Source organism: Spirosoma aureum (assembly GCF_011604685.1).
Taxonomy (GTDB): Bacteria; Bacteroidota; Bacteroidia; order Cytophagales; family Spirosomataceae; genus Spirosoma; species Spirosoma aureum.
In genome coordinates this window covers 2,088,552-2,107,795 of the sequence record NZ_CP050063.1, presented here as the reverse complement: position 1 = coordinate 2,107,795, position 19,244 = coordinate 2,088,552, and the positions used below count along the sequence as shown (strand labels likewise).

Sequence of the window (19,244 nt, the reverse complement as noted above, 5' to 3'; positions counted from 1 at the left end):
TCAGTCTCCTGATCGGGTAAACAGGTTCTGGCGTATCCGTCGCGACATCGTAATGGCGGTTCCATCGTTTAAGTTGACCGTACCATCCCGCCCAATGAGCGTCACAAACTGCATATTGACCAGATGAGATTTATGCACTCGAACAAAATCGTGCTCTTTCAACATGATTTCAAACTCTTTCAGCGTACGGGAAGCACAAAAACGACGATTCCCAGTCATATACAGGAACGTATAGTTTGAATCCGCTTCGCAACGAATAATCTCGGCTATGGGCAGCATATGAATGCCTTCGGTCGTTGAGACGGGTAATTTATGCTGCTGGATTGTGGGCGCATTCAGATTACCTACCAAATTCTGAATCAACACCTTACGTGGCACTTGATGTAACTGTCGGTGCAGAAACTTATCGAATGCAATACGCAGATCATCGACGTCAATTGGTTTTAGCAGGTAATCCAGTGCACTGACTTTGATGGCCTGCAAGGCAAACCGGTGATAGGCTGTCGTGAAAATAATGTCAAAATCCCATTCATCAACGGCATTCAGCACATCGAACCCATTCATCAGCGGCATCTCCACATCCAGAAAAATCAGATTCGGTTTCAAGCGCTGAATAAGTGCTATGCCTTCGTCAGGGCGGGTTGCTTTGGCAAACGTGGTAATTTCGGGTAAGTGTTTCTGAACCAGTATTTCCAGCACATGGCAGGCCCTGGGCTCGTCGTCAATGACCAGTGCTTTGTACATGATTAGCAATATGAGTGAATTTGGTACGAAGAGATAGTTCTGTAATGATGGGTAACCATACGCTTACCCGCGTTCCCCCTGGCTCACCTGTAGCGTCGGTCAGGTCGTCGATCTGTAGGCTGCCCTGTCCCCAGCCACTCTTTTCGAGCAGTGTTATTCGTTCGGCAACCAGCTTTAACCCCTGCGAGGTCCCATATACTGTTTTCCGGCTTTCTGATGCTTTTTTTCGGCCTACACCGTTATCGTCAATTACGGACAATAGCCGGTTAGGACCATCATGACAGATGGAAATCCGGAGTTTTCGTGGGCCAGTCTGCTGAACCAGGCCATGCCAGATCGCATTTTCAACCAGAGGCTGAAAAATCAACGAAGGCACTTGCCAATTATGCGTATCTACTTCAGAATCAACGTCGATCGCGTAGTGCAGCGGCTGCTCGAACCGGAGTGCTTCCAGTTCGAGATACAGGCGAATCAAATCCAGTTCGTGTTGTAATGAATGAATGTTCCGGGCCGATTCTTCCAGTACCATGCGCAAAAGCCGGGAGAATTTCGACAAATAGCGATATGCCGTATCCGTATCATCGGCCAGAATGCATTCCTGAATCGAATTGAGGCAATTGAAAATAAAATGCGGATTCATCTGAGCGCGTATGGCCCGCGTTTCGAGCTCGGCGATCAACTGCGCCAGGCGGCTTCGTTCCGTTTCCTGCTGCTTGATCCGTCTCTCCCGAAATCGGATCAATAGCCAGATTCCCGTTGCCAGACCAATAGCCAGCAAAATCAGAAACCACCCGCGTTGCCAGAATGGAGGCAGTACATCAAAGGAAAACGAAGCCGTTTTACTCCAAATCCCACTGGCCGATGTCCCTCGAACGGAAAACGTATAATGGCCAGGTTTCAAGCCTGAATAAGTAACTGTACTTTCGCTTCCGGAGGTATTTCGCCAGGTCGATTCCGCCCCATCGAGTCGGTAACGATACCGATTAAAACCCGGATTGGCCAAACTCAGGAGCGCAAAACGAAACGTCAGCGCATTCTGCGAGGAGGAAAGCTGCCGAATTCCGGACGTATCACTGAGTAGATTACCTGGCTTGCCTGCTGCTACCCCAACATGGCTGGATTCATCCCGAAGCCGAACATCGGTTATCAATACCGATAACGCAGGGCGCTGAGGTTGTAATTTGTTCAGACTTAACCGCAGTAATCCCTCCGTACTACCAACCCAAAGTGTACCAACCGGGTATTCAATTAAATGGGGGTTCAGAAACGATTCGCTGAAAAACCCATCTTTATAGTCAAAATTCTGGATTTGCTCTGCCGGTCCATTGATTGACAGACAGGTGAGAGCCGTGGTTGCAGCGGCCCAGATTCGCCCGCTGCTATCGACAAGCAGATCACTAAACGAATTTGAAGGCAGCCCATCCTGCTGTGTATATTGACGGTTAAGCGTAAACTGCCCGTTCTTCACTTCGCCCCGCAACAGCCCGCTCCCCTCGGTTGCCAGCCAGATTTGGCCGTTTTTATCCTGTACAATTTTCCGGATAGACCGAACGGTGGTTTGGTTAACCGTCAGCAGATGGTTCCGAAACTGGCCATTTCGAAATGATACCAGCCCAAAGTCGCTGGCAAGCCAGAGCGTGCCGTCGGGTGTTTCCAGCCCCGAAAAAAAGATCGTGAATTTATAGCGGTTTACTTTATGCTCGTAAAATTGAAGCCGGTATCGATTGGTCGTACTGTCATAAACAATTCGCGTAATACCCACATCGCCTACAGCCCATAACGTACCTGATTTACCCGGAATAATAGCATTGAAAGCTTCGTTGATCAGTCCGTCGGCAAAGGTGTAGCGACGGGTTTGCCGGCCGTTAAATGAGAAGAGCCCCTGATAGGTGGTTGCCAACCAGAGTGTTCGATGGCTGTCCTGTTTAATGGCGCTCACACCAGCAATCGGTGCCAGGCCCGCCAGCATTTTTTTCAGCGTGTCGCGTTCCCATATAAACACACGACCATGATGTGCGCCAACCAGTAAGTCGTTATCATACACACCAAACCCGTTAATTTCGCTTCCACTTACGGATTTTGGTAGTGGTATTCGCTCAAAAAAAGAACGTCGGATTTTGAGAAGTCCTTCATTAGTCGCTACCCAAAAAATACCTTCCCTGTCGATATAAAGCTTGTTGAAGCTGCTACTGGTTTTCTCGTACAGGTCCAATACCGAAATTGGGTGGTTATCGGCTGGACCTTGCCGATGTAACCCATACGACAAATACCAGAACTGGTTAGCCTGATATACTACATCGGTGGAATAAATATTGGGGAAAAACCGCTCTTCGTTGCCGTTATGAAGTCGGATATAACCCAGAGGGTCGAAGGTTGTAAAGACAAGATCGTCCGACGACCGAACGGCCAGCGCCTGAATTTCGACCTTTCGGTGCTGGTTGGGCCACAAACGCTCTACCTGCTTCCCTTTTTCGTAGCGAAACAAGCCATAGTTGGCTCCTGCGTATAACCGCCCTTTTTCATCGAAAGCCAGCGTAAACACGCGTTGATGGGCAAATTCGGGCACTAAATTTTCGTAACCGGGAAGGGGTTTGGGTTGGATAGCAATAGCGGGTTTACGGGCAATCTTCTGAAGATCAGACTGATCTATCAAATACGCTCCGCTGCTGGTTCCGCACCATAAATTCTGCTGTTTATCGAAAATCAGGCAGTTCATCCGAAGAAACCGGTCCGTTTGCAGGCTTTTAACGGCATTAGCGGCTCCATTCCTGACAACGAATAACCCATCCTCTGTTCCGACCCAAAGCTGACCGTCCTTGTCTTCAGCAAGCGCGTTTACGACCCCAAGCCAGCGCCCCTCCTGCGAAACACTGATGGTCTCGAATCGGAACCCGTCGTAACGGACCAGGCCAATGTCGGTTCCGAGCCAGAGATAACCCTTTGCATCGCGAAACAAAGCCCGGATATCGGAAGCTGGCAAGCCCTGCCGTAATCCGATTGTCTCGACCACAAACGACGACTGCCCCCGTGAAGCATACGTCATGAGGGCCATGAGCAATCCCATAAAAAGCTGAACAACAGGCATGACAGCAGGCAGGTATTTCGGAGAGACAAGGTACGCCCGTAATTCTACGCAGTCAATCACTTGCCCGACCGTTCCCTCAACGGCTACACCCGTTCCGTCAACGGATTGGATTTTCAGCCCACTCAACACCACATTCACCCTATCAAAAAGCAAAACCATGAACTACTCACCGATGAAAAAGACACTGTTTTTCTTTTTAGTACCGCTCCTTCTTTCCTGTAGCCAGGGCGGAAGTACTGACCCCGCTCCGGGTACGGGTAGCAGCACAACACCCGGTACCAACACCAGTCCGGGTACTGGTACATCGGCGCTGGGCAAAGGCCAGCCCGGAGTAGTCGGGCTGGCAGGTATTGACGCCTGGGATAAGCTGGCCGTTTCTGAACGTGACCGCATCAAAACCTGGAATACACTTTTCCTCCATCAGTCCGTTGGTCAGGATCTGGAAGAAGGCGCAAAGGCCAATGGATTTCCATTCGAGTATTATGGTAAAGGTGATCAGACAACAAAAGGGCTGCATGGTGGTATTTTCGTCGATGTGGGAGGCATTCCTAATGGAAATCCGCAGGAGAAAATCCGGGTGTTCCGCGAAAATGTATTAGCTAATAAAGCCAGCCTGAACATTGCAGTATTCAAGTTCGGGTACGCCGATATTCAGGACAATAATTTTGAGCAGGTAAAAACAGACTACAAAAAAATGGTCGACGATCTGCGGACGGCTATTCCTGGTCTTCGCTTTGTTCATCTGACTCCACCACTGGTTTATTCAACAGCAGCCTATGAGGGTAACGGGGCTAAAATGAAGGTTGGTCAATGGATGAAATCCACCTTCAGCACTACCGATGTCATTTTCGATTTACAGGAACTCGAAAGCAACAACGGAGCCTGCCAGCAAACCAGTGTCTGGCGTATCTGTCCCGAAAACCGCAATACGGCCGCTGACCCATCGGATGTAAATGGTATAGACTCCTCTGATGGTCAGGGGCATATTGGCAAAAAAGCAGGACAACGAATCAGCAAAGCACTTTTGATGAGTATTTACAACGCTGGGAAATAAAAATCCCCGAACGCTGGCATGAAAAGGAATGACGATTCTAAACCCAGTGAGCCAGTCCAAAGTGTTGACCTCTGATAGGTCATTTTCGAAAACGATAGACTCGATCAAAAAAGTAACCACCGAAACAAAATGAAACAGTCAGTTTGGGCAATAAGCTGCCGGATCCTATGCAGTGTGTTTACGCTCCTATTGCTTCTGGTCCCTCAATCGTGTAAAGAAAAAGAAACCAGTCCGACCGCCACCTCCGACGGGCCGGTGTCGATTCGTTATCACCAGCTTATCATTGAATGTACGGAATTAGCCTCTCAAAATAAGGGCGTGGCTATTCTTGATTTTCGGTTCGATACCTACGCGAATCAGGAGGTCGAAGGCTTTGCATCAGGCAAATACGTGGCATTTCAAACAACCAGCTATATAGCTATCGATGCGGCTATTCAAACGGCGAATACGGATATTGCCAACAAAGCAGCGGAGGTGAAAACGTTTGGGACACTGACCGATTTTGTTGCGAACAGACTCTCAAAAGTACAGGGCTATACGGTTACGAAAGAGCTGGTGGCCGATGCCATCTGGGGCGTACTGGCAAACGAAGAAACAACGATTGCCAAACTGCACGGTAAACAGAAGTCGTTCGACATCGGCGATTTTCTGGCAGCGCTCATTGCTACACCCGCGCAGGCTCAAATTCGCCTGGGCCGTCACCCATCCGGCAGTATCGATTATCATAGCTCTTATTTCTATAGCCCACCGGCTCAACCTGGCAGTCCGTTGCCAGAATACCGGATGAATATTCCATCGACCGGAACGGCCCCGATGCCTTCCAATACTGCACCCGTCCAGCGGAACTCGCGCGGAGAAACGCCCGCCGAGCAAGCCGCCAGGGAAGAAGCCGCCAGAGCCGCTGCCCAGGCTGGCCGCACCAACCGGGGGCCTCGCAGCGTTAGTGATGCCTTTTCGGGAATATTCGATCGGTTGGGCGATGGTTTGGGGAACGCAGCAGACGCATTGGGCAGAGCACTGGGCGATCCTCATGTTATTACGCACGATGGTTTGACGTATGACTTTCAGACACTGGGTGAGTTCGTTTCAACCAAAGGCGACAACATTGAAATACAGGCTCGGCAGGAAGATACCTTCAAAACCAATCGGGCCACAGTCAACACGGGCGTGGCAGCACGAATCGGGACGGATGAAATCTGTTTCTTAATTAAACCGGCGTCATTGGATGAACCCCGTCTGTTTGTCAATAAGAAAGAAACGGCCCTGTCGGTGTTAACACAGCTTTCGCTCACCAATGGAAATAAGCTCCGGCTGGCAGGCAAAGAAAAACTGGTATTTAGTAATGCGCAGGGCGAAGGGGTAACGATCTATTGGAATACCCCCTACCTCGACTATGCCGTCATGCTTGATAAATCCCGAAAAGGGAAAGTAGCCGGTCTGTTGGGCAATTACGATGGCGACGATAAAAATGACGTTAAACTGGCTGATGGCACTACCCTCGAACGAACGTTTCCGCTTATTCACACTACGTTTGCGGATAGCTGGCGGGTGAGCAACCAAACGTCATTGTTCGTCTATGAAGCTGGTAAAAATGCAGACTCCTACGCCGACCGGACGTTTCCTAAAACGTTTCCGCTGATCGATCCCGATAAGTATACATGGGCAGAAGGCGTTTGTCAGACCGCCGGTATAACCCGCCAGCCTGAGTTGGGAAACTGCATTTTTGACGTAGCTATTACGGGCGATCAACGCATGGCGCAGTCGGCGCTGCTAAGCCAGCGGGAATTTCCGGCCAGCCCCGATGTCAGTGTTTTTACCAATCTCAAACTTGACCTGAAAGAAGGCCAGTCGAACGACCCGCAAACCCGCAATTTGCTGGACCTCGACAAGGGTACATTCTACCGCTTTGCCGATGGTGCGTCGGTTGCTTACGACATCGATGTGGTGTTCGATTATTATTCAGGCCCCTGGTTTGCAGGGCCACGAGCGGTCAAAAACTGCGGGGTTTCGTGCGGTGCCTATACCATCTGGCCCCAGATTGACCAGCAAAAATGGCCGCTGTTCCCCAATACATTTCTTCGATACACTACCATTCCCGCTAACCAATGGAATACGTTTGTCAATGCCGCAGATTTACGTAAAGCCTGGACATTCGATGCCGGAGCCGACGAAAAAACGGAACTGGTCACCGCTCTTTCCGACCTGACTACGTCGGTGCCGCTTACGCAGTATTTGTGGTCGTTCAGAACGCAACAGGGCAAAAAAGGCCTTATCCGCTTCACACAGGGCCAACATACCAAAACGAATAGTACCGCTTCGTTTGTGTTCGACATAAAGATTGAACGATAGGCCCATGAGATCGAACCTGCAGCTCCTTACTGTTTTCGTTATCGCCCTGTTCAGCTTAGCACAGTGTAAAAAAGCCGAAGATACACCATCGCCTGTGGTCATCACCCCACCTGGCAGCACAACCAGCACACCGGGTAGTGATACCTCGACGTCGCCAACGACTTCAGGTTTTGCCTGTAACGAATCCAACCCCACACCGCGAACGTGGTATGTAGCCCTCAATGGTAGCGATGCCAATGAGGGAACCCTTGGCAAGCCGCTCAAAACGATTCAGAAAGCGGTCGACTCGGCCAAGCCCGGCGATGCTGTCGAGCTGCGCGACGGAACGCACGAGAGTCAGGAAATCAAGATTCGTACCTGTAACCTCACACTCCGGTCGTATCCCGGCGAGTGGGCCATTATCAAGGCGGTTACGAACATAGAGGACATCACATCGGTGCTGTGGTATCGTGAGCCGACTATTACAGGCGGTCTGATCGAAAATCTGGAAATCGTGGGTGGATATCTTTACGGCATTAAACTCGAAAACAATTGGGAAGATGGCGCACCCGTTCGTCGGGCAGTCAGCGATTTAACCATTCGAAATTGTCGCATTCACGATACTGGCCGCGACTGCATCAAAATTGTGCCGGGCTGTGCAAACATCCAGGTACTAAACTGCGAGATTCATCATTCGGGCGTTGGACCAGCCAACGTTACCGCCGATAATGCGGAGGGAATCGATAATGTGAATGGGTCGAGGATGATCGTGCGTCATTGCTACTTTCATGACATTGCAACGAACGGCCTCTACGCCAAAGGTGGAGCCAAAAACTGTATCATCGAAAACAACCTGATCATCAATTGCGGGGAGTTAGGTGTTGCTGCAGGCAATACCGACACGGACGAAGAATGGTTCGATAAAGACAACACGGATTATACCGAAAGCTTTGATATTATCATTAGAAACAATATTATCGTCAACGCAAAATGGGGTGGTGTTGGGCTATTTGCGGCCCTTCGCCCTCAGGTCGTTAACAATACATTCGTGAATGTGGCGAGCGAAACCTACGGGGCTTTATACATCAGTCGGGGCGAAACCTACGTCGGTCCAAACGGTGCGCTCAGAACTCCCCCCTGTCGCGATGTGAAAATACTGAACAACATTTTCGTGCAGGCGCAGGCAGGCGACCGCGCCATGATCCGTATCCGCTATAATGACGATGATCTGGCAGAATCGCTTACCGGCACAAATCAGATTGATTATAATCGCTACTTCAGAACCGGCAAATCGGCCATCTATGAAAATCGGCAAACCAGCGATCTGACCTTCGCTCAGTGGAAATCAGCGACCAAATTCGATGCACACAGCACCGAAGGCGACCCGAAACTCAATGGCCAGTATCATTTACAAGCCGGTAGTCCCTGTTTAAAAGCCGGGCTTTCTATGGCTATCGTTACAACTGATTATGACGGCAACAACCGTTTCGCAAATCCCGATCTGGGTGCCGATGAAGCCGGAGGAACAGCGTTGCTGGTGCCACCACCGGCCAGCGTTATTGGAACAGGATTGAAGTAACCCTTACCTTCTGGTGAATGCGGTTCGGCGTGAATCGAGTTTGAGGAATATAAACAGCAGAATAGAGAACGACCAGAGTGACGACCCTCCGTAGCTAAAAAATGGCAGCGGGATCCCAATAACGGGCATTAACCCTATGGTCATACCGATGTTGACCATCACGTGGAAGAAGATGATTCCAGCCACGCAGTAGCCGTATACTCTGGCAAATTTACTCCGTTGTTTTTCGGCCAGTATCACAATGCGCGAAAGCAAGCCGATGAACAACGCGATGACAACGGCGCTACCAATAAAACCATGTTCCTCGCCAATGGTACAGAAAATAAAATCGGTACTCTGTTCCGGGACGAAATCGAATTTAGTCTGTGTTCCTTCCAGAAATCCTTTACCCTGAAGCCGACCCGACCCAATCGCGATTTTAGCCTGCGTCACATTCCAGCCAACGCCCAGTGGATCGATGGTTGGATCGACGAGTACTTTAATGCGATTACGCTGGTGCTTTTGGAGGACATTATTCACGAAGAAATCCACCCCCGTCACAAACACCATCATCATCACACCAACAACGCCCATCGAAATCAGGTTGCTCGTTGTGCGGTTGTAGCGTGGCATCAGGGCAATGACAAGTATCAGCAACGCGACAATACCGATGAAGATGTACAGCTTCGGGAAAACGAGTGCCAGCACAAACAGGGCGGCTGCCGTAATGCCCACAGCCGGAATCCAGCCCGGTAATCCCTCCCGGTAGAGCATGATGGCAAACGACGCAAAGACCAAGGTTGAGCCGGTTTCGTTCGAAGCCAGAATCAGTATACAGGGCAGCACAATGATACCGCCAATGTACATCAGCTCTTTCCGCCGGGACAGATTAATTCCGGGCACATCCAGATATTTCGCTAAGGCCAGTGCCGTTGCCACTTTCGCAAATTCGGCGGGCTGAATGGAAACCGACCCAAATTTGAACCACGATCGCGATCCGTTTATGTTCGTTCCGGCCACGAGTACCAGCAGTAGCATCAGAATCATGAACGCGTAAAACAAATACGCGAACGAATCGAAAAATTTATGGTTGATGACCAGAATACAAATGACCAGAATGACCGTCGTACCGATCCACATCATCTGTTTTCCGGCATTGGTTGTCATATCGAACAGGCTCGTATGATCTTCTGGACTATAAACGGCGGCATAGACATTGAGCCAGCCCAGGGTTACACAGCCGAGGTATAGCACTAGGGTTAGCCAATCGATGTCCTGAGTGAATGGGTCGTTATTGCGAGACAATTTAGTTTGTCGTTTATGTAATTTGTGGTCTATGGTTTGTCCGTTAACGCGTAACGCTCAAACTAGAAACTCTAAAACCACAAACTTATTTTTAGTTTCCACTGATGGCGACCGATGTCGTGGTCGACTTTGGCTTTGTGGATGTCATGAATGGCTTAGCCGTTTTCTGCGTCGTGTCTTTTTTCGACGGAGCGGGTTTCTTTGGGGTTATCAGCGAACTGGCAGGCGGCATATAATTCGATGCTAAAACCTGCTCTTCCAGTTTTTTGGCTTCCGTTTTGCGTTTCAGGTAGCGTTCGGCAACCAGGGCCGCTACTGAGGCTGCTGCTTTTCCACCCCATCCGGCATTTTCAACGAACACGGCCACGGCAATTTTAGGGTCGTTCATCGGCGCAAAGCCGATAAAGATCGAGTGGTCAAACTTATGCCCGAACTTGGCATTCTGCGATGTTCCCGTTTTTCCGCACAAATCGATCCCTTCAATGTTAGCCAGTGGCGTTACTGTTCCATGAGCAACCGCCCCGCGCATTCCGTCGATAACGGGGAGATAATATTTGTACTCAATGCCCGTTTCGTGCCGTTCGCGATATTCAGTTGGTAAACCATCACCCGCCTTACCAAAACCTTTGATATAGTGGGGTGTAATGTACCAGCCCCGATTGGCAACGGTCGCAGCCAGATTGACCAACTTGAGTGGGCTGATCAGTAACTCCCCCTCACCGATACTCAGCGAATAGACGTTTGAAAATTTCCAGCGCAAGGCACCCCGATACGCTTTGTCGTAATACTCGGGCGTAGGCAGATTACCTTTTAATTCACTTGGCAAATCGACGCCCAGCCGACTCCCGATGCCAAATTTCTCGGCCATATCGTGCCACTGTTTCAGGCCAATGGCCGATGCTTTGAAGGTATTATGCTCACCGTTGAAGTAGAGGAACTTACGGAAGACATAATAGAAATAAGGGTTGCACGAATTCTGAACAGCACCCCGCAGGTTATTCCCTCCACGACAGTGGCAACGCATTGGCGACCCGGCATGACCATAAACTGTATTCGGAAAGAGCGATCCCTGCTGTTGAGCGACCAGCGCCTGAATCAGCTTAAAGGTCGAACCAGGCCGATAGCTAGCCATGATAGGCCTGTTAATCAACGGCTTATAGGGATTTTTTATTAAAGCCCGGTAGTTTTTCGAGAAAAACCGGCTCGACAGCAGGTTCGGATCATACGTCGGTGCTGAAACCGAAACCAGAATTTCGCCCGTTGAGGGTTCGACGGCCAGTACCGCGCCAACTTTATTCTGCATCAGGCTATCGGCATACCGCTGCACTTCCACGTCTATGCCCGTAATGAGGTTCTGACCGGCTACAGCCAGTGTATCATAAGCGCCGTTTTTCCAGGACCCTTTATTAACGCCCCGAACGTTCTGCATCATAAACTTGACACCACGCTTGCCTCTCAATTGCTCTTCGTACTGTTCTTCCAGACCATTATGACCAACATAATCGCCTTGCCGATAATACGGAATATCCTGTTCTTCGAGTCGTTTTTTACTGATTTCGCTAACGTATCCAAGCGCATTGGCCATCGTATGGGCCGGGTAGGTTCGCATCGAACTAATCACCGGTTCGAAACCCCTGTAATCGACCAGAGCATCCTGAATCCGGGCAAAATCTTCTTTGGAAAGCTGCCGCAGAAACAGCGACGGCTTAACGGGCGAATAATTTTTAGCCAGCCCCATGATACTGTCAAAATCGGACTTAGTAATGTCCATCATCCGACAAAAAGCAACTGTATCAGGAATACGGACTTGTTTGGGGGTTACATACAGATCGTAAACGGGCGTATTGTAAACGATGAGCTTATTATTTCGGTCATAAATCTGCCCCCGATAAGGGATTTCAATGACTCTCTTGATTGAATTCTTCGATGCTCCCAGCGAATAGGTATCATCCAGAACCTGCAAATAAAATAACCGAGCCAGATACGCCACCGCGACGAGGCAGAAAACGCCGATAATGACATACTTACGATTCTCCAACATGAGAATAAAAACCTAACTTTCAAGCGATGTACTCTCTACAAAGTTAGCTTAATAATGATGAATTATGAATGATAACCGATGAATGTCTTTTCGCTTATTTACCGATCTCTTTTCATTCCTAATTCATCATTGCTTATTACCATCCTTTAGCCGTAGTTTTTATCCGACAGAGATACATATCGGCGGTAATGTAGAGCATGGATCCATCGTCGCCCCAGGCGCAGTTAGCCGTAGCACCACCAATTTTAATATGCCCCAGAAAATCGCCCGTTGGTGAGATAACCAATACACCACCGGGGCCTGTAGCCCAGAGGTTGCCTTCGCGGTCAACTTTCATACCATCGAACCCTCCTTCCAGGTTTTGCTTTTTCAGGCCATCGGCACCAAACACAACCCGACCTTTGCTCACCGATCCGTCGGGCTGCACGGCATAAGCCATAATGACGGGTCGGGATGGATCTGACTGAGCCACGTACAACGTTTTTTCATCTGGCGACAAAGCAATGCCATTCGGGCGGGTAAGATCGCCGACAACCATAGAAACGATTCCATTCTGGGCAATCCGGTAAACACCAAAGCCTTCGGTTTCCCGAGTGGGGTCTTTTTCTTTTTTAGGCATCCCATAAGGAGGGTCAGTAAAATAATAGCTGCCGTTGGAGTGCGCGATCACATCGTTAGGACTGTTGAACCGTTTTCCGTTATAATTATCGGCCAGTGTACGCTTCCCACCAATTCCATCTAAAGGCATGGCCGTTACGCGCCGGTCGCCATGCTCACAGGCAATAAGCTGCCCTTTGCGGTCAATGGTCAGCCCATTAGAGCCAGGCTCATCGCCGTACACACCCGTACCCGTGTAGCCCGAAGGTTTCAGAAAGGGCGTAACGCCTTCTTTTTCGGTCCACTTGAAAATAGTATTCTGCGGCACATCGGAGAAGAGCAAAAAATTTCCGGCAACGGCATCGCGGTTTTTGACCCAGATTGGTCCTTCGGTCCATACGAAACCACTGGCAAGTACTTCGATCTGGGCATCTTTCGGAATCAGTTTATCGATTCGGGGATCAAGTCGCACGACCTGGCCAATGGTCGGGTAAGGCGTGGTTTGCGCTAGAATCTGACCAACAATGGCCATTAGTAAACAAGTTAACACGAATGCTTTCATCTTACTGACAGTGATTTAGGAATAAGGACAAGATTACTAAAGTGATGAGGGGATTACAATGTGAATAAGTGGTTTCAGCTGACTTTTTAATTATTAAATTTTTTAAAAATTAAATAAAGACTTCGTTTATTTTTACAGGAGATTCGCCGGAAATCAAGTTATAAGCGGCTGAAACCTTAAACTGCCCTGTAACAGCGAATACGCGACTTTTCAAATCCTCAATCTATTTTTATTATGAAGAACGACAAACGGGCGGTTTCATCAGAAAACAATGGGAAAAACTCCCGCCGATCTTTTCTGAAGACCCTCGGCATTGCCGGTACGGCCGCAGCCACGGCACCAGCTGCATTGGCAGAAACCAAAGCAATAGCTGCTCCCCAGTATCTGAATCTGGTAAAAAGCCATTCCAGTACTGCGGCTAATGACAAAGTTCGGATTGCCCTCATCGGTACGGGTGGAATGGGTATTGGCGATACGCAAACGGCTCTGATGGTCGATGGTATCGAAATGGTAGCTGCTTGTGATCTGTATGACGGTCGTCTTCGTCGTGCCAAAGAACTCTGGGGCGATCAACTTCCAGTTACCAAAGACTATCGGGAGATTTTAGAGCGCAAAGACGTTGATGCCATCATCAATGGCACAACCGATCACTGGCACGAAAAAATCTCGACCGATGCCATGCGCAAAGGCAAGCACGTTTATTGCGAGAAGCCAATGGTGCAAAAGTTTGAGGACGGCCATACGCTGATCAAAGTCGCTAAAGAGACCGGTAAGGTGTTTCAGGTTGGCAGCCAGTTTGCCAGTTCATTACTGATTGCCAAAGCCCGTGAATTGATGAAGGCCGGTGATATTGGCGAGCTAGTCTTTGCCGAAGCTATATATGACCGCCACAGTGCGATGGGCGCCTGGCAGTACTCGATTCCGCCCGATGCTTCACCACAAACCGTCGATTGGGACACTTATCTGGGTAGTGCGCCCAAGCGTGCCTGGGACCCACTCCGCTTTTTCCGGTGGCGTAACTACCAGGACTACGGTACCGGAATTGCCGGTGACCTGTATGTTCACCTGCTGACGTCGCTGCACTGCATTACGGGCTCAAAAGGTCCAAATCGGGTGTATTCGAGCGGGGGTACCCGCTACTGGAAAGATGGCCGTGATGTACCCGATATTCAGCTGAGCATCTACGATTATCCGAAAACGGCCGAACATCCTGAGTTTAACCTGACGACCCGCTCTAACTTCGTCGATGGCGGTGGCGGTAATTATCTGGTTCGGATTGTTGGCACAGAAGGCGATTTGTCGCTTGGTTTCGATAGCCTGACCGTTCATCGAAATAAATTTCCGAAGGCACCGGGTATGTCGATCGACAACTTCCCCAAAGACCAGAAGGAACTCTATATACAAGAATACGCTAAGTTGTATCCACCCCATCCGGAACTGGAAGGCCCGAAAGAGCTTAAATATACCTTCCCCAAAGATTATAAGGGTGATCGGTACGAGCACTTTTCCAATTTCTTCAACTCAGTCCGGACGGGTGCTCCGAACGTCGAAGATGCCACCTTTGGCCTTCGTGCCTGTGGTCCAACCCAGTGCGGCAACATGAGTTTCGCACAGAAGAAAGCCATTAGCTGGGACCCAATCAATATGAAAATTATGGGCGCTGTTTAGCTATTTTCAAACTGTACCCCGTTCAAAAACAAAGGCCATATCCCGGAGATATGGCCTTTGTTTTTGAACGAAACTTTGTCATTTCTTCGCAGCTAAAAGCGTGTCCAGTGATTTCAGTTCAGCCACGCGTAACGTTACGGGCCCGATCAATCCCGACTCAAGCAGGGGCGAGTCTTTGGTATAATGCTTCCAGGTGGTAAATGTAATGCGGCCCCCGGCAGGTTTAGGCTTACTCTGTTGATACCAGTCGGGCAATTGCTCAATGGCTCCATTGCTCAGGCTCGCAAATCCACTGGCTCCCCCTCCAGGCGTATATTTTGCTTCCTCCGGGCGGTTTTCGTCGCCAATCAGGCGATTCGGCCATAGGTTCGTTACCCGAATCTCGATTGTATTCGCTCCAGCTTTCATGGCTTCGGTAACGTCAACCTGATAAGGTCGTTTCCAGAGAATACCCAGTTCTTTTCCATTCACGCGCACCTCAGCAATCACTTCAACCCGCCCCAAATCGAGCCACACCCGTTTAGTATTGCCCAATTTACTGGCCGGAAATGAAACGGTCTGGCTATAGGTCGCCGTACCCGAAAAATGCTTTACGCCTTCGTCTGTGTGGGTATGCAATGACGCGAGACGGGGTAATTTGATCGTTGCCGGTGCACCCAAATCAGGCGGAAAACGCACTTGCCAGGGCCCGGTTAACTCGATTGCTTTCCCCAGACCAGAAATCTGAAATGCAGTATCCCGGCCAGCACTATCGCGAAGCGTATAACGGCCATCCTGCCAGATCATCAGGCCCGCTTTCTTCGCACCTGCTATGGCTACTACCGGCATCGGTTGCTCAACGTATGGTAATTCAGCCGCCATCTTCTGGATCTGGGCCTCGTTAAACACCTCCCCCACTACCTGTGGTATACTCATATCACCATTGTAGTATGAAGCCCCCTCGTTCAGATAGGCTTTTCCAATACCCGGATGAATGACCTTTCCATTGTTCTCTCCCCGCTGAATGAGTTTCCCATTCACATAGACCGATGGCGCTCCAGCCTGATAAACAAGCGCAATATGGCTCCAGCCCGAAATAGCGGTTGGCGCAGCCAGTATAAAGACAGGCTTACCGGCTCCATGATGCCATATAGCTACACCATTTCGCCCCACGGTTAAGCCACAGGTTTCGTGTCCTTCTCCGTATAAATCTTTCCCCGATGGTGGATAAATCGTATAATAGTCCGTCCACGGATCGGCTATATTGTCCATGAAGTTACGGGTACTAAGCATGACATTCGACTCCGGTTTCGCCCAGAAATCGATAGAAAAATTGTCTGTTACGTCTTTGTAGAGCGTACGGGTAACAGCCGGGAATGGCTTCGTGGTTACTAGTTGTTTTGCGTCTTTCAATACCCATTGCAGTTGTTTGCCCGCAGCAGGCTCCCGAAAAACAATAAATACCGAACCTGATGGATCAAGCTGTACAGGAACGCGAATCCGCCCATCAGTTTCTTCGTAAATCCCCACCGACGTGATAGTACCCGTATTGGCATCCCATAACTCCGGCTGGCGGCCATTTACGCGAAAGGTGCAGACAAGTTCTTCCGTCGTCCGGCGCTGATTTGCCAGAAAATAGAGATCCGTTTGGCCTATTCGTCGGTGTATGTAGGTAATCGGCGCATCACCCGACCGGGACGAAACTTCAAAATCAGGCTTTACGCTCAGCTTTTCGAGCACGGTGGGTAATATAATACCCCAGTAAACGCTGCCTTTTCCTACCCGGTTTTCAGTCAGCGTAGTGCCATTTATGTTTCCCCACAACTCATCCACAATCCGTTTAAACTCGGGCTCACCAGCCGCGTAGTCCCTCAGGCCGGGCGTTCGTTCGGGTTTTGCTCCAACCAGACACATTCCCTGATGAACCAGTTCACGAAGTTTTCGAAGCAGTTCGAGTGTAATAGTTTTATAATCCTGAAGCACCAAAACCCGATAGCTCATCCCATCGGGCAACACAATCCGATTATTCTCAATTTTTACCCTTCGGAGAATAACCTCGGCATTGATCAGGTCATAATCATGGCCTTGCGGAGGAGCAGGGTTAAGTTCATCCGGGCTCACCTTGGTATAGAGTCCACCCGATTCGCCCGTAAAATAAGCCAGATCAGCTACGAATAATCCTTGCTGAAGCAGGTATTGACAACGGGACAGGTAATTTACCCAACCTTTTCCGACCGACCACCAGGTCGTTGTTCGATCGAAGTGAATGCCCCAGGGCCCCATGGTCATGCCTGGCAATGCCGTTGGATGAGGTTGATGCGCATAGCGGTGAAAAATGATTCGGTTCAGCCCCTGCGTGAACATTTTATCGCCCGTGGCCTTCATGGCAAAAGGATACTCCTGCCACCGCGCCGACTCTGGCTCTCCGGTAAAGGCTTCGGCACCTACAACCTGTGGTTTGCCATCGCCCTTTCCGTTCACGTGAGCAATCGAAGCAGCCAATTTTGTTGTTCGGCGCATCGTCCAGTTATTCTGAAACAGCGTCGACAGGCCATTCCAGAACTCGCCCATGTTCACATCGACCCGCGCCCCGATCTGCATTTCTTCCATTGGGCCGCGGTCATAGGGTTCGGTGTAGGCAATGAGGTTATGTTGATGGCATAACTCCGTAAACTGGCCATAGTAGTTATCGGCCATCAAATCGGCCTGTATCCGCCGAAAATCCCAGAGGAAGCGTTCTGTCGTATCGACGCTGCCAACAAGGCGACCTGTCAGCGTAGGCAGGTAGTTGACCAGATCATATCCGGCACGTTTCCCGAACTCCTGCGGAAACTCGGGTGACCAGTTCTGCATCCCGATCTCATACGAATCGATCAGTAAACCGACCTTACCCTTTTGAGCGAGTGGGCCAAGCGTTGGCAACAGATTCACCATCATCTTGTTAAAATGGAATGTGATAGCCGTTTTGCTGTATTTATCACATTCCAGCCCCACACCCGTATCGGGAGCCGAACGATTTAATGCTCCTAACGGGGTGAATCCTATACGCAGAATAGTCCACTGCCCGGCGGGTGCATTCCAGTTCAGGGCACCCTCTTTGTCCATGTACTGCGTAAGGTTAGCAATAGACTCTGGTTTAATAGCGACACTGTCCAGATTAGCCGAAGCAGGTGCAACCTCCACCCCATTGAAAGTAGTATTGACTTTCTTCATCCAGTCTGTCAGGCGTGGCGATCCCGAAAAACGTAGTTGGGAAAGATTTCTTGCGATTGCAGTAGTCAGCCGGAAAAAGCGGGCTTTTGTAGCCGGAAACTCCTTCATGCTGAAGTCATCGTCGGCCGATCGGCTTAACGTTCCGGCAACAACTTTTCTGAATTGATTCCCATCATCCGATGCTTCGAGCGTAAACGCAGGCCCACCGCCAAAGCCACCCTGTCCACCTGATTCGGAAGCACCTGGTACGGATTTGCTCACAAATGCAATCGATCGGGCCTCAAACGGCTCATTAAATTCAAGCTGTAGATAAGCCGATTTAGCGCCTTCGGCTGGCCGGATAGTAGCCCCTTCGGGGCTTTCGCCGGTCAACAGTTTACTATCGACTGCTCCATTACCGGTTGTTACCTGTCTGATCAGCTTTGACAGAGAGACCTCACCGGGCAAAGAGGGGAATGCCAGCACCTGCACATCCCGGTAATAACCCAGCCGAGTCAAGGGTTTAGGCAACGTCAGGGCCACCGTTTTTCCACCATCCACATAGGCTTCGCTCCAGGTTACCTGCTGCATGGCCAGTTCTGGTGTAATCCAGGGGCCACCGCTCGATGACCAGCCGGGGCAGTTATGCATGGTAAATTCCAGCCCCAACCGCTCGGCTTCTTTAATCGTATGCTCTTTCAGCTTAAGCCATTCCGGACTCAAATACTGAACAGGCCCTTTGGGTATGCCCGTGCCCGCATCGAAGTTCTGAAAACCACCCAGGCCAATTTGTTGCATGGCTTCGAGATCACGAGTAATTCCATCCGCCGTAACATTACCATTCATCCAATGCCACCACGTTTGTGGTCGGGCCGATGCGGGAGGAGTCAAAAAATTGGTGGCTAATGAACCGGCATCAGTCGCCTGGCTACTGCGCCTTATAATACCCGTAGGAGTAATTAATGCCACCAGGCCAGCGGCAGAGCTATTTTTCAGGAAGGTACGTCTTTTCATTTAGGCTGATCGGGTAAGTCGAGTTTTGTTGGTTGGATAAACTATCAGTCTGCGCGGTACGGCCCAGACATAATACGTTTTGTCTATAAAAAGCCAAATTATAAGTCCAAATATTAC

Annotated in this window: 10 protein-coding genes; 4 read left to right on the top strand and 6 right to left on the bottom strand. The window is 49.9% G+C overall.

Translation table 11 applies throughout. From position 1 onward, the window contains the following. On the bottom strand, window positions 1–744 hold the full coding sequence (locus G8759_RS08435) for a LytR/AlgR family response regulator transcription factor (RefSeq protein WP_167206950.1): 744 nt from the start codon (window positions 742–744) through the stop codon (window positions 1–3). Next, window positions 722–3,988: a sensor histidine kinase gene (locus tag G8759_RS08430; protein WP_167206948.1), complete on the bottom strand. Its 3,267-nt coding sequence runs from the start codon at window positions 3,986–3,988 to the stop codon at window positions 722–724. Before G8759_RS08430 ends, G8759_RS08435 begins: the two co-directional genes overlap by 23 nt. A 13-nt stretch (window positions 3,989–4,001) precedes the next feature. Here G8759_RS08430 and G8759_RS08425 point away from each other — a divergent pair, with 13 nt between their 5' ends. The 3 genes from G8759_RS08425 (at window position 4,002) to G8759_RS08415 (ending at window position 8,790) form a co-directional block, all read left to right on the top strand. Continuing rightward, the gene (locus G8759_RS08425) at window positions 4,002–4,883 is read left to right on the top strand and encodes an SGNH/GDSL hydrolase family protein (protein WP_167206946.1); all 882 of its coding nucleotides are present in this window, start codon (window positions 4,002–4,004) and stop codon (window positions 4,881–4,883) included. A gap of 129 nt (window positions 4,884–5,012) precedes the next feature. After that, complete coding sequence (locus tag G8759_RS08420) at window positions 5,013–7,232, top strand: VWD domain-containing protein (protein WP_167206945.1); 2,220 nt, start codon at window positions 5,013–5,015, stop codon at window positions 7,230–7,232. A 4-nt stretch (window positions 7,233–7,236) separates the two neighbouring features. Beyond that, window positions 7,237–8,790 (top strand): right-handed parallel beta-helix repeat-containing protein, encoded by a 1,554-nt coding sequence (locus tag G8759_RS08415; protein ID WP_167206943.1) that lies wholly within the window; start codon window positions 7,237–7,239, stop codon window positions 8,788–8,790. A gap of 3 nt (window positions 8,791–8,793) precedes the next feature. Here the strand turns inward: G8759_RS08415 and rodA are convergent, their stop codons facing one another. From rodA to G8759_RS08400, 3 genes are all read right to left on the bottom strand, one after another. After that, window positions 8,794–10,074, bottom strand: a complete 1,281-nt coding sequence (gene rodA, locus G8759_RS08410) for a rod shape-determining protein RodA (protein ID WP_167206941.1) — start codon at window positions 10,072–10,074, stop codon at window positions 8,794–8,796. A 91-nt stretch (window positions 10,075–10,165) separates the two neighbouring features. Next, window positions 10,166–12,115 (bottom strand): penicillin-binding transpeptidase domain-containing protein, encoded by a 1,950-nt coding sequence (locus G8759_RS08405; RefSeq protein ID WP_167206939.1) that lies wholly within the window; start codon window positions 12,113–12,115, stop codon window positions 10,166–10,168. A 136-nt stretch (window positions 12,116–12,251) separates the two neighbouring features. Then, window positions 12,252–13,274, bottom strand: coding sequence for an SMP-30/gluconolactonase/LRE family protein (locus G8759_RS08400; RefSeq protein ID WP_167206937.1), 1,023 nt, complete (start codon window positions 13,272–13,274; stop codon window positions 12,252–12,254). Between the two features lie 234 nt (window positions 13,275–13,508). On the opposite strand from G8759_RS08400, the gene G8759_RS08395 reads away from it, so the two are divergent. Then, window positions 13,509–14,942, top strand: coding sequence for a Gfo/Idh/MocA family protein (locus tag G8759_RS08395; RefSeq protein ID WP_167206935.1), 1,434 nt, complete (start codon window positions 13,509–13,511; stop codon window positions 14,940–14,942). A gap of 78 nt (window positions 14,943–15,020) precedes the next feature. On the opposite strand, the gene G8759_RS08390 is transcribed toward G8759_RS08395, so the two are convergent. Beyond that, on the bottom strand, window positions 15,021–19,127 hold the full coding sequence (locus tag G8759_RS08390; protein ID WP_167206933.1) for a glycosyl hydrolase: 4,107 nt from the start codon (window positions 19,125–19,127) through the stop codon (window positions 15,021–15,023). Window positions 19,128–19,244: the final 117 nt, after the last annotated feature.

Excerpts from the sequence above, each read along its gene's own strand:
- G8759_RS08435 (WP_167206950.1), bottom strand. The coding sequence starts at position 744 with ATGTACAAAGCACTGGTCATTGACGACGAGCCCAGGGCCTGCCATGTG.
- G8759_RS08430 (WP_167206948.1), bottom strand. The coding sequence starts at position 3,988 with ATGGTTTTGCTTTTTGATAGGGTGAATGTGGTGTTGAGTGGGCTGAAA.
- G8759_RS08425 (WP_167206946.1), top strand. The coding sequence starts at position 4,002 with ATGAAAAAGACACTGTTTTTCTTTTTAGTACCGCTCCTTCTTTCCTGT.
- G8759_RS08420 (WP_167206945.1), top strand. The coding sequence starts at position 5,013 with ATGAAACAGTCAGTTTGGGCAATAAGCTGCCGGATCCTATGCAGTGTG.
- G8759_RS08415 (WP_167206943.1), top strand. The coding sequence starts at position 7,237 with ATGAGATCGAACCTGCAGCTCCTTACTGTTTTCGTTATCGCCCTGTTC.
- G8759_RS08405 (WP_167206939.1), bottom strand. The coding sequence starts at position 12,115 with ATGTTGGAGAATCGTAAGTATGTCATTATCGGCGTTTTCTGCCTCGTC.
- G8759_RS08400 (WP_167206937.1), bottom strand. The coding sequence starts at position 13,274 with ATGAAAGCATTCGTGTTAACTTGTTTACTAATGGCCATTGTTGGTCAG.
- G8759_RS08395 (WP_167206935.1), top strand. The coding sequence starts at position 13,509 with ATGAAGAACGACAAACGGGCGGTTTCATCAGAAAACAATGGGAAAAAC.
- G8759_RS08390 (WP_167206933.1), bottom strand. The coding sequence starts at position 19,127 with ATGAAAAGACGTACCTTCCTGAAAAATAGCTCTGCCGCTGGCCTGGTG.